At 63.3% G+C, this 12,382-nt stretch carries 7 protein-coding genes and 2 pseudogenes; all 9 read left to right on the top strand.

Annotated features, from left to right (window positions below; genetic code table 11):
* The first annotated feature begins 59 nt into the window (after positions 1–59).
* Positions 60–920 (top strand): glycine betaine ABC transporter substrate-binding protein, encoded by an 861-nt coding sequence (locus E2H86_RS20210; RefSeq protein ID WP_133331038.1) that lies wholly within the window; start codon positions 60–62, stop codon positions 918–920.
* 321 nt (positions 921–1,241) lie between these two features.
* Positions 1,242–1,553, top strand: a complete 312-nt coding sequence (locus E2H86_RS20205) for a DUF485 domain-containing protein (RefSeq protein ID WP_133331036.1) — start codon at positions 1,242–1,244, stop codon at positions 1,551–1,553.
* Complete coding sequence (locus tag E2H86_RS20200; protein ID WP_133331034.1) at positions 1,550–3,214, top strand: cation acetate symporter; 1,665 nt, start codon at positions 1,550–1,552, stop codon at positions 3,212–3,214. Before E2H86_RS20205 ends, E2H86_RS20200 begins: the two co-directional genes overlap by 4 nt.
* Positions 3,215–3,429: 215 nt before the next feature.
* Positions 3,430–3,906, top strand: a complete 477-nt coding sequence (locus E2H86_RS20195) for a CS1 type fimbrial major subunit (protein ID WP_133331032.1) — start codon at positions 3,430–3,432, stop codon at positions 3,904–3,906.
* Positions 3,907–4,001: 95 nt separating this feature from the next.
* Positions 4,002–6,495 (top strand): annotated as a pseudogene (locus E2H86_RS20190) (TcfC E-set like domain-containing protein).
* On the top strand, positions 6,492–7,667 hold the full coding sequence (locus E2H86_RS20185) for a hypothetical protein (RefSeq protein WP_133331030.1): 1,176 nt from the start codon (positions 6,492–6,494) through the stop codon (positions 7,665–7,667). The pseudogene E2H86_RS20190 and the gene E2H86_RS20185 overlap by 4 nt, the downstream one beginning before the upstream one ends.
* 135 nt (positions 7,668–7,802) lie before the next feature.
* The gene (locus E2H86_RS20180) at positions 7,803–8,531 is read left to right on the top strand and encodes a fimbrial biogenesis chaperone (RefSeq protein ID WP_133331028.1); all 729 of its coding nucleotides are present in this window, start codon (positions 7,803–7,805) and stop codon (positions 8,529–8,531) included.
* Positions 8,532–8,570: 39 nt separating this feature from the next.
* The gene (locus E2H86_RS20175; RefSeq protein WP_133331026.1) at positions 8,571–9,197 is read left to right on the top strand and encodes a response regulator transcription factor; all 627 of its coding nucleotides are present in this window, start codon (positions 8,571–8,573) and stop codon (positions 9,195–9,197) included.
* Between the two features lie 44 nt (positions 9,198–9,241).
* A pseudogene (locus E2H86_RS26340) lies at positions 9,242–12,289 on the top strand (transporter substrate-binding domain-containing protein); the annotation flags it as partial.
* Positions 12,290–12,382: the final 93 nt, after the last annotated feature.

The raw sequence follows: 12,382 nt of genomic DNA, 5'->3' as shown, positions 1-12,382 counted from the left end.
GTCGCTTGAGGTGGCAGGCAGATGATGGGGTCTCCAAGACCTGACGAGGGAATGCTTTGATGGCTACTTTTACAAGAATGCGTCGTTTCCTGGGCGTGGGTGCCGCCGTGGTATTGACCATGGGCGCTGCGCAGGCCATGGCCAAGGAAGTCAGCATCGGCTACGTGGATGGTTGGGCCGACAGTGTGGCGACCACCAACGTGGCAGCTGAAGTGATCAAGCAAAAGCTCGGCTATGACGTCAAGCTGCAGGCGGTAGCGGCAGGCATCATGTGGCAGGGCGTGGCCACCGGCAAGCTCGATGCCATGCTGTCTGCCTGGTTGCCGGTTACCCACGGCGAGTACTGGGCCAAGAACAAGGACAAGGTCGTCGACTACGGGGCGAACTTCAAGGACGCCAAGATCGGCTTGATCGTGCCTGAGTACGTCAAGGCAAACAGTATCGCCGACCTCAAGACCGACGACAGCTTCAAGCAGCGTATCGTCGGCATCGACGCAGGCTCGGGTGTGATGATCAAGACCGAGCAGGCGATCAAGGATTACGACCTGACCGGTTACAAACTCCAGGCAAGCTCGGGCGCGGGCATGACCGCCGAGTTGGGACGTGCCTATCCCAAGCAGCAGTCGATCGCTGTCACCGGTTGGGTGCCGCACTGGATGTTCGCCAAGTGGAAGCTCAAGTTCCTCGAAGATCCGAAGGGCGTGTATGGCGCTGCGGAAACGGTCAACAACATCGGCAGCAAGGAGCTGGACAAGAAGGCGCCGGAAGTGGCCGAGTTCCTGAAGAAGTTCCAGTGGCAGTCCAAGGATGAGATCGGCGAAGTGATGCTGGCGATCCAGGACGGTGCCAAGCCGGAAGCGGCGGCCAAGGATTGGGTGGCCAAGCATCCGGAGAGGGTCAAGGAGTGGACCGGCAAGTAATTCCGTAACGAAGGCCAATGTGGACGCCTCGCGGCCGACCCCCGCGAAGGGGCCACATTGGCCTTTTAATGCCTGCCGTAAGGTATTTGGCGCCTGTGAGATCGAGCGCCGCCTTACCCCCCAAGACAAGCACCTGGCGCCCCCCGAAATGCCGCTAAACCCATCCCCCTCTCTTTCTCAACATTCCGTGAAGAGCCTTTTTGTTGTTACCAATCCTGCAAAACACTCTTACATATAAGACTAAGGTCGTCTGGTTGGCGTCCGAAGGCAGCATAAAGTGACAGTGGGTTCTCCCTGATCTGTGCTGCTAGGACAAAAACAATGAACGACAGCATTTACCTCTCGATACAAAACAGCCCGCGCTTCAAGGAGCTGGTCAGCAAACGTGAACGCTTCGCCTGGATTCTCTCGGCGATCATGCTCGGCCTGTACTGCGGCTTCATCCTCCTGATCGCCTACGGTCCCCAGATTCTGGGCGCCAAGCTCAGCCCTGGATCGTCGATCACCTGGGGCATTCCCCTGGGCGTCGGCCTGATCGTCTCGGCATTCGTCCTGACCGCCATCTACGTGCGCCGCGCCAACGGCGAGTTCGATGAGCTGAACAAGGCCATTCTCCAGGAGGCGCAACAATGATTCGCCATTCCAAAACTCTGGCCGCCCTGGCCTGCAGCGTTTTCGCACCCGCCCTGTGGGCCGCCGATGCGCTCACCGGCGAGGTGCAGAAACAACCGCTGAACCTCTCGGCAATCGCCATGTTCGTGGCCTTCGTGGCCTTCACCCTCGGTATCACCTACTGGGCCTCCAAGCGCAACAAGTCGGCGGCGGACTACTACGCCGCCGGGGGCAAGATCACCGGGTTCCAGAACGGGCTGGCCATTGCCGGCGACTACATGTCGGCAGCTTCCTTCCTGGGTATTTCCGCCCTGGTGTTCACCTCTGGCTATGACGGTCTGATCTACTCCATCGGCTTCCTGGTCGGTTGGCCGATCATCCTCTTCCTGATCGCCGAGCGCCTGCGCAACCTGGGCAAGTACACCTTTGCCGACGTCGCCTCGTACCGCCTCGGTCAGAAGGAAATTCGCACCCTCTCGGCTTCCGGTTCGCTGGTGGTGGTGGCGTTCTATCTGATCGCCCAGATGGTCGGTGCCGGCAAGCTGATCGAGCTGCTGTTCGGCCTCGACTACCATGTCGCGGTCATCCTGGTAGGTATCCTGATGTGCCTGTACGTGCTGTTCGGCGGCATGCTGGCGACCACCTGGGTACAGATCATCAAGGCCGTGCTGCTGCTCTCCGGTGCCAGCTTCATGGCGCTGATGGTGATGAAGCACGTCGGCTTCGACTTCAACACGCTGTTCTCCGAGGCGATCAAGGTACACAGCAAGGGCGAAGCGATCATGAGCCCGGGCGGTCTGGTCAAGGACCCGATCTCGGCGTTCTCCCTGGGTCTGGCACTGATGTTCGGTACTGCGGGTCTGCCGCACATCCTGATGCGCTTCTTCACCGTCAGTGACGCCAAGGAAGCGCGCAAGAGCGTGCTGTACGCCACCGGCTTCATCGGCTACTTCTACATCCTGACCTTCATCATCGGCTTCGGCGCGATCCTGCTGGTCAGCACCAACCCGGACTTCAAGGACGCCGCCGGCGCCCTGCTGGGTGGCAACAACATGGCAGCGGTGCATCTGGCCGATGCCGTGGGTGGCAGCATCTTCCTCGGCTTCATCTCGGCAGTGGCCTTCGCCACCATTCTGGCGGTGGTCGCCGGTCTGACCCTGGCCGGCGCTTCGGCGGTTTCCCACGACCTGTACGCCAGCGTCTGGCGCAAGGGCAAGGCCAACGACAAGGATGAAATCCGCGTCTCGAAGATCACCACCATCGCCCTCGGCGTGCTGGCGATCGGCCTGGGCATCCTGTTCGAGAAGCAGAACATCGCGTTCATGGTCGGCCTGGCCTTCTCCATCGCCGCCAGCTGCAACTTCCCGGTACTGCTGCTCTCGATGTACTGGAAGAAACTGACCACCCGTGGCGCCATGATCGGCGGCTGGCTGGGCCTGGTGAGTGCGGTGACGCTGATGATCCTCGGCCCGACCATCTGGGTGCAGATCCTCGGCCACGAGAAACCGATCTACCCGTACGAGTACCCGGCGCTGTTCTCGATGCTCATCGCCTTCGTCGGAATCTGGTTCTTCTCGATCACCGACAAGTCCAAGGCGGCCGACGAGGAGCGGGCGCTGTTCTTCCCGCAGTTCGTGCGTTCGCAGACCGGCCTGGGGGCCAGCGGGGCGGTATCCCACTGACCTTGGTCGACGCTTGAGCAATACGCCCCGCTGGTCGGGGCGTTTTGCTGTCTGGCAAGTCTTGCCCTTTGTCGCCAGGAAATTTCAACAAGCCGCTCAGAGGGTTCCCGTATTTCCAGTGTGGGTAATTACGAATAATCCGCCCTGTCAACGGCAATGCGCCTGATTGACCGTCAATCAAAGCTTATGTCTACAGGTTTCCAGGAGATTCACTCGTGAAAGCACTCATGCTGGCACTTCCCTTCGCCGTACTCGCCGCCGGCCCGGCCATGGCCGAAGACCCGATCGAGAAACAGGTGTTGATCACCGCCACCGTTCCCACCGCTGCTTTCTATGTCGAACCGGTCGGTGGCAACTGGATGAACGACCCGCAGGACATGGCCTGGAACTCGTTTCAAGGTCGCCTGACCCCAGTGCGCAAGCAGCTGCAGGCCAAGAGCACCATCGGCCCGATCACCGCCCACCTGCTGTCGCCGGCCGTGGTCAGCAGTGGCCTGGACGCCATCGACCTGGACGTCAAGATCGGTGACACCGTACTGACCACCAGCGCTGCCGAGATTCTGACCGATGTCCAGGCCGCCCCAGGTGCGATCGTCGACTTCGAGGTCGCGCCGCAAGTGCCGGCCGGTGGCTACAAGCCAGGTCTCTATCAAGGCCTGGTCAGCATGATGTTCGAAACCGCTGCGCCCTGATCTGGCTGCATACCTTCCTTTTCATCCTTCGTTATCCACCTTCACCCTCGGGCAATGCCTGGGGGTGAGGGCGGATATCGTCTGCAGGTACGGTAATGCCCCTTTCTGCCTCTACAAGAACGTTGCTGCTTGCAGCCAGCCTTGCCGTGCTGCCGGCCGCAGCCGAGCCTGCTACCACCGCCATGGGCGTGGTCAGCCAGGCCCAGGGCCTGCCGCGCGAGTTCGAAGAACATTTTTTCGATGTGCCCCTGGCGGTGCGGGTCGACCTGGATGGTCGCTACCTGGGCGATGCCATGGTGGTGCTCAGCCGCGACGAGCGCGTGCAGTTGCTGGAGTTCACCGACCACTATGACAGTCGCGAGCCAGAGACCCTGCGCCGCCGTTGGCAGGAGCGCCTGGCAACCGGGCGCCCGTTGGGTAGCTGCCAGCAGGATTGCCCTGACGGGCTGCGGGCCATTCACTACAGTTTGGTCAACTCGCAGTTGTCACTGCTGACCCACGCCGCTGAACTGGGCGGTGAGGCTCCCCGTTACCATGCCTTGCCCGAGCAGGGCAGTGGCATGTTGCTGCGCAACCAGCTCAACATGGTCAGCGATGGCAGCGAGACCAGTGGCATGTACGCGTTGCAAGGTCAGGCCAGCCTGGGTCAATGGACCACCTTGGCCGATGCTCAGGCCGACAAAGGTAGCGTCGGTGGCGAGCAGACCCGTCATCGGGTAAGCCAGTTGTACGCCGAGCGCCTGCACGATGAGCATTTTTTTCGCCTGGGTTATTTCACCCCCGGCGCCCAAGGACTCACCCGTCAACCACGGTTGCTGGGACAGAGTCCCGATACCACCCTTGGGCTGATGTTCGGCAGCAGCGACAGCCTGCTGATCGACAATGGCCAGCCCCAGCTCGACGCCGATCTACGTCACCCCCAACCGCACGGGCGTGGTGGAGATCTACCGCAATGGCGTGTTGATCAACAGCCAGTCGGTACAGCCCGGCTTGCAGGCGCTGGACACCCGGGTACTGCCCGGTGGTATCTACCAGGTCGAAGTTCGCCTGTTGGAAGATGGCCAGGAAACCGCCCGCACCGAAGAATTCGTCTACAAGCCCAGCAGTTGGCGCAACCCCGACAGCCGCTGGCGCTACAACCTCTACCTCGGTCAGCAGACCAGCCTGTTGAGCAATTGGGACGATCAGCATGACGACAGCCTCAGTGCCGGGGTGTTGAGCAATTACCTGCTGCACCCGCGTGCGGTCCTGGGCCTTTCCCTGCAACAGGTGGATGAATCCCTGCAATATGGCACTTCGCTGGACTGGGACGTGCTCGACCGCCTGAAGCTCTACGGCAACGTCTACCGCACCGAGAACCAGGGAAACGGCTATGACTTCCAGGTCATTCACAGCCACGATCTTGGCTCGCTGGTGCTCAGCCACAGCCGGTCGTGGCTGGAATCGGTCAACCGTCCCACGCACAGCCAAGTGGTGCGCTACAGCGAACAGAGCCAGACGTCCTTGCTGTTGACGCGCCGCCTGGACAACCGCAGCACCGCGACCGTGCGCCTTGCCCACAGCTCCGGAGCCGCCGACGGCTTGGGGATCGACCTCGGATGGTCCTATTACGGCAAGCTGCTGGGGTCCGACGCCAACTGGCGGCTGAGCCTGTTCGACCGCCCGGGCACGCGCAGCAGTGGCGATGCGCGCAGCCGTGGCGTCAACCTGGCGCTGAGCATGAGCCTGGGCGACCCCGGCGAGCGCATCGCCGCCAGTATCGGCAGTCGCACCGGCTACGACGGCGGGCGCGACCATAACGCTTCGTTGTCCTACCAGCGTGATGTCGACATGGGCGCACTCCGCAGCGTTGGCGCTACGACCACGGTAGACCGCTACGGCGCAGGGTTTGGCGGTAACGCCCAGTTCGAGAGCCAGGCCTTGCAAGGAGACGCCTATGCGCAACGCTCGTCCTGGAACGGTCGGATCAGTGGCGGCCTCAACCTGCAGAGCATCGTCGCCGTCGGCGAAGGCAAGGTCGCCGTCACCGGGCAGTACATGGCCCACGACGCAGGGCTCATAGTGGATGTCGAAAGCGACATCGAAGGCCTGCAACTGCGCGCCGATGACGAGCATGGCCTGAGCGCCACCCTGCATCCGGGGCGCAACCTGGTGCCGGTGAGCGTCTACAAGTCAGGCTATGTGCAGTTCGATCTCGAGCAGGATCAACAGGCCGCTGCGGTGATCCAGCCCACCAGTGTCGACTACCACCTCAACCGCGGCGCGGTGGGCTATCGCACCTTGCGCGTGATGCGCACGGTAACGGTGCTCGGGCGCTTGCTCGACAGCCGTGGCCAGCCGCTGCACGGGGCGCAGGTGATCAACCACGCCAGCCGCAGCGTGAGCGAGGCAGGTGGGCACTTTGCCGTGGAAATGAGCGAGTCGCAGCCCACGCTCGAGGTGCGCAAGGGCGGCAGCGCCTTGTGCCTGCTGGAGCTGGATTTCAACAAGCTCAAGCGTGAGGGCGATGTCTTGCTGGCAGGTGATATGGCCTGCAGGCCTGAGGGCATGGCCAAGGCGCAAGCACCTGTAAAGGGGAGCAACACGTGAGGACATTCAACGTGCGCGGATTGATCTTCTGGCTCGTGCTGCTCTGCGGTGGATGGCCGCTGCAGGGCAACGCGGTCGAAATCGATGTGAAGATGCGCTATCGCGGCGACCCTTCGGGGCGATTCGAAAACGTCACGCCACCTGGTGACTATTGCGCGGTCTGGCCGCATCGCTGCCAAAGCGGCATACCCCCGTTTGTAGTCGATTTGCCCATCACCTATCAAAAGGACCACATCGGCAACGCCCCTGATGTGCGTGATCGCCACTACGTCAAGATGCCGGCAGCGCGAAATGTGCAGGTGCTCAATGACTTTGGGCGCAGTTACAGTCTCGACTTCTCCTTTGCCACCATCAGCCAGCAGTTGAATTTTCTTTCTGGTCGGGTCAGCGCGGCTGGACGGGGTGGGTGTCTGCACCTCAATTCCGGTCGCTGGAGCAATAGAGTTCGGTACCTGTGGCAAATCAACCAGCCTGCGTCTCCGGATGCCTGCTACGACATTGATCTTGAAGGCCTTGGCTCGGCCACGGTGTCTGCCGTTAACTTTGGCGCTGAATTCAGGCTGGTGATGCCACGCCCTATCGGCATGCCGCAAGGTATCTACCGCGGCTCCGTGGACTACAGCATCGGCCCAGGGGGAGATTTCGACTTCGGAAACGGGGTCAGCAACCTCAGCGACACGCGCCTGACGATCAATTTCGAACTGGATGTGCAGCACGACCTTTATCTGGAGTTTCCGGCCGGCTCCGAACGTGCCGTGCTCGAACCCCCTGGGGGTTGGAGGGCCTGGCTCGGCGGGCGCGGTACGCCGAGCAAGCTCTATCGTGACATGCCATTGCGGATCTGGACCACCGGGCCCATACGTGTCTACAAGCGCTGCGAATACGAACTCGGTGACCAATGCGGCATTCGGGAAAGCGCAGGGCACCTGGTGGGAGTGGATGTCTCGGTCACCCTGCCAGCCGGCCTGCAACATAACGGTCGCCCAATCGAACGGCTGGCAATACCTACCCGCGAGCCAGCCGCATTGCTCATCGAACCCCTCAGCGCCGTGTGGAAGCAGCCTGGACAACTGCATTTCGAAGTGGCCGGTAGCAATGTGCCCGCCATGCTGGCACACCCGGGTAGTCGCTACGAGGGCCTGGTCACGGTGGTGATCGAGGCGCAGATGTAGGGCCGAGGGTTGTCGTTAGGAAATTTCGACAAGAGATAGGGAATCTTCCTGCAGTTTACGTGCGCAGATTGTGATCACAATGCGCGCGATGATGTTGATTGGCTATCAATGATGGCCGCCTTGGAGAATGAACGGATGAAGCTGTTGCGAGTGCTTTGCCTTGCGCTGACGCCTTGCCTGGCACAGGCAGGGCCGGAGCTTAACGTCGGCGGGCTGTATGACTACCTTGAAGACGGCAGGAGCACCTTGCTCAAACGCATACGCAACGGCGGTGATGCCACCGCCTTCGTCAAGGTCAGCGTGGTCGAGCTGGTCTATGAAGGCGAGGGCCCGCCCCGCGAAGTCGCGGTGGACGGGCAGGCCATGGCGCAGCGGGGGCTGGTGGTCAGCCCGGCCCGGCTGATCGTGCCGGCCCACGGCATGCAGGCGGTGCGCCTGCTGTACCGGGGAGAACGCGACCGGGAGCGTTACTACCGGCTGCGGTTCATTCCGGTGCTGCCGGAAACGGGCGATGGTTTTGCCGTGGATGACCAGCAAGCGCAGGAGTACCGCGACAGCCTCAAGGCGGGCGTCAACCTGTTGGCCGGTTACGGCACGCTACTGTTCGTGCGCCCGGCCGACACCCGCTATCAGACCTCGGTCAGCCGCAAGGCCGGAGCATTGACCGTGAGCAACCAAGGCAACACGACCGTGGTGCTCGACCATTTCCGCCAGTGCCAGAGCCTCGACCAGCAATGTGAACCGGCCACCAAGCACCACCTGCTGCCCGGTCGTAGCCGCAGGTTCGAAGGCGAGGCCGCCAAGGTGCATCAGTTCGAGCTGCACGAAGGTGCCAACCGCAAAGCCATGGTGCTGGAGGGCTGACCTCCGGTGCCTCCAGGTGTCAGCCAAGCGAGGACATGCATGAACAGAGCATTGGTGGTCGACGACCATCCTTTCATCCGTGCCACGGTGTGCACGCTGTTGCGCCGCGAGCGCCTGGAAGTCATCGGCCAGGCCGCCAATGGCATGGAGGCGGTGCACATGGCCCGAGAACTGGCGCCGGACATCGTCATCCTCGACATCAGTCTGCCTGGGCTGGACGGCATGGAAGTCATCGCGCGGATCCAGCGCCTGGAGCGTCCGGTGAAGATCCTCGTGTTGACCTCGCACCAGGCCGAAGCCTATTGCCTGCGCTGCATCCAGGCCGGGGCTGCCGGGTTCGTGTCCAAGACCAACGACCTGGATGAGCTGAGCAAGGCGGTGCGCGCGGTGCTGTCGGGCTTCACCTATTTCCCGGACGTGCCGCGCAGTTCGGTGAACAGCCAGGAGCGGCGCGCCACCGATGCACAGCGCATCGCCCGGCTCAGCGACCGTGAGCTGATGATCCTGCAGCACCTGGCCCGCGGGCTGAGCAACAAGGCCGTCGGAGACGCCATGCTGCTCAGCAACAAGACGGTCAGTACCTACAAGGGGCGTCTGCTGGAAAAGCTGTGCCTCAACTCCCTGATCGACCTGGCGGATTTCGCTCGTCGCAACCAACTGATCTGACCGTGCGTGCAATCTGGCTGCTGGTGCTGTGTTGTGTGTATGCCATGCCCGTCCTGGCGGCGCCGCAGGTCCACGGTCGTGCGGTCTTCGAGGGGGCGCCCGCCGAGCCGAGCAGCGGTGATCTGCGCTGGCTGTGGCGCCAGCGGGTGTTGCGCCTTGGCGTGTTGGGCAACGATCAACCGCCGCTGGATATCCTCGGCACTGGACGCGCCTACGAAGGCATCACCGCCGATTATGCAAAACTGCTGGCCGAACACCTGCGTCTGGACCTGCAGGTGCAGGTGTTCGGCTCGTTCGACGCGGCGGTCGCGGCGTTGCGCGAGGGCACGGTCGACCTGCTTGGCTCGGTCACCACCGAGCAGGCGTTGCAGGCTGGCCTGCGTCCCTCATCACCGTATGCAGAAGACCTGCCGGTGCTGCTGGCCCAGGAGCGGTCGGCGGTCAGCGAGGGACCGGCACCGCTGCGCCTGGTGATGGTCGACGGCTATCGCAGCGCCGAGCAGGTCAACCAGCACTTCCCCCGCGCCGACCTGCAGGTGCATCCCACCGCCTTCAGTGCCTTGGCCGCACTGGCCCTCGGTCAAGCCGACCTGTACCTGGGCAATGCCCTCATCGCCCGCTACTTGCAGGGACGCAGCCCGTTCAGCGGGGTGGAGGAAGTCGGCGAGGCCGGTCTGCCGGGTCAGGGGCTTGGCTTTGCCATGCTCGACAACGGCACGCCACTGGCGCGGTTGGTGGAGGCGGTGCTGAACGATATCGGCGCGGACCAACGAGCGCGCATCCAGAAACGCTGGAGCCCGGAGGCGAGCCTGGTGCGTTCGGCCCGGACGGTGCGCTTGACTGCGGATCAGCGGCGCTGGCTGGCTGCCAATCCCAAGGTGCGGGTTCTGGTGGATGATCAGTTGCTGCCGCTGAGCTACCGCGACAGCAAGGGTCAGTTGCGGGGACTCACACTGGACGTGCTGCAACTGATCACCCGGCGCACGGGCCTGGAGTTCGATGTCCAGACCGGGACAGGGGTCGAGCAGATGATCGGCCAGGTGGCCCAGGGCCAGGCGCAACTGATCGCTGGATTACCCTACAGCGACAGCCTGGCACAGCGCCTGGGTTTCAGTCGCGCCTACCTCGCTGCTTCACGGGTGCTGGTCAGTCGCACGGGCGCACGAGCGCCGGCCAGCCTCGAGCAACTGGCCGGTAGGCAAGTGGCGCTGGTCTGGGGCAGTGCCATGGTGCAACTGATGCACGAGCGTTACCCGCAGGTGCGCCAGCGTTTGCTGCACAGCCCGCTGCAAGCCTTGCACGCCGTCGCCGATGGCCAGGTCGACGCTGCTCTGCTGACCCTCGATGACGCACGCCCTCTGGTTGCGCGCTGGTATCCAGGGCAGTTGCAGATCAGTGCCAGTCTGGCGGTGCCGCCAGCGCACTTCGCCCTGGCCGGCGCCCGAGGTGCCAGCGAATTGCTGGGCATCATCGACAGCGCGCTGTTGAGCCTGACGCCCCATGAGACCGCCGCGCTGGTCCGGCGTTGGCGCAACCCGATGGTGGTTCCCGACAACGGTTGGTCACGCCACCGGAGCAAGGTGCTGCTGGGTTTCGGCATTGCGTCCTGTTTGTTGCTGGTGGCTTTGCTGTGGATTCGCTATCTGCGCCGCCTGCAGGTGCGGTTGCGGCGGGCCAGGCGGGCGGCGGACGCGGCCAACCAGGCCAAGACCGAGTTCCTCGCCACCATCAGCCACGAGATACGGACGCCGCTGCATGCAGTGCTGGGTATGCTCGAACTGGCCCAGCGCAAGGCGGCCCAGGGCGTGCCCGATCATCAGGCCCTGGAGGTCGCCACCGAGGCGGCACGCGGGCTCAAAGAGCTGATCGGCGACATTCTCGACATCACCCGCATCGAGACCGGGCACTTGCAGCTTGCGCCGCAACAGGTGCGGGTGAGCGAGTTGGTCGGACGGGTGGTGCAGTTGTTCGAGCAGTTGGCCCGCGGCAAGGGCCTGGAGCTGCAGATGCAGTCCCAGGGGGCGGTGGGGGCTGAAGTCATGCTCGATCCTTTACGTTTCAAGCAAGTGCTGGCCAACCTGCTGAGCAATGCGATCAAGTTCACCCAACGTGGGCGGATCCTGGTCAGCTTGCAGGCGCAGCCGGCAGACGGGCAGCTCGATGTCGTACTGCGGGTCAAGGACAGTGGTGTCGGCATCGCCGCCAGTGAGTTGGCAGCCCTGGGCCAGCCGTTCCGCCAGGCCAGTAACCATTGCCAGTCGCCTCGCACCAGTACCGGTCTGGGTCTGAATATCAGTCGCAAGCTCTGCCAGCTGATGGGCGGCCAACTGCTCGTGCGCAGCACATTGGGCGAGGGTACCGAGGTGCAGGTGCAACTCAAGCTGCCGTTGCTGCCAGGCACCGGCCCACCCCCTGGGCCAACCGTGGCGCAGGTCGAACCTGGCGTGCGGTTGCGGGTGCTGGTGGTCGACGACTATCCGGCCAATCGGCAGTTGTTGGAGCAGCAACTGGCCTATCTGGGGCATCGCTCCCAGGTCGCGGAAGATGGCGCGCAGGCCCTGCGTCTATGGCTCAAGCAGCCGTTCGATGTGGTCATCAGCGATTGCAACATGCCGATTCTGGATGGCCATGGCCTGTCCCGGGCCATCCGTCTGCATGAGCGACGCCATAGGCGGCCCCGCTGTCGGCTGATCGGCCTGACCGCCAGCGCCCAAGAGGTGGATCGCCGACGCGGCTGCGAGGCCGGGATGGATGAGTGCCTGTTCAAACCACTGGACCTCGACAGCCTGAGCCAGGCCCTGGCCAGGGTGCGACCAACGGGGCATGCCAGTGGTCAGGAGATCCTGCTCAACCTTGCGCACCTGCGGCGTCTGGTCGGCAACGACGAAGCCGCGCTCAGGGCGTTGCTCGGCGACTTGCGCGCCAGCAACCACGAAGACTTGTTGCGCCTGCAAAACCTCGGCGATGAGCCTGAGGCCCTGGCGCCGCTGGCCCATCGCATCAAGGGATGCGCTCGCATTGCACGGCTCGAGGCGCTGGTGGCGTTGTGCGAACAGGTGGAGCGCTGTTGCCAAGCCGAACCGTTCGACCAGGCCGCGCTCGGCCTGGCGGTCAGTGCCATGGGAGACGCCATGCGCCGTCTCGAACAGCAGCTCGATCGCCACGCCGGGCAGGACCTGGCAGAG

This window comes from Pseudomonas putida (genome assembly GCF_004357765.1).
Lineage (GTDB): Bacteria > Pseudomonadota > Gammaproteobacteria > Pseudomonadales > Pseudomonadaceae > Aquipseudomonas > Aquipseudomonas putida_U.
The sequence above is the reverse complement of the archived record's forward strand: the minus strand, read 5'-3'. Positions and strand labels throughout refer to the sequence as shown.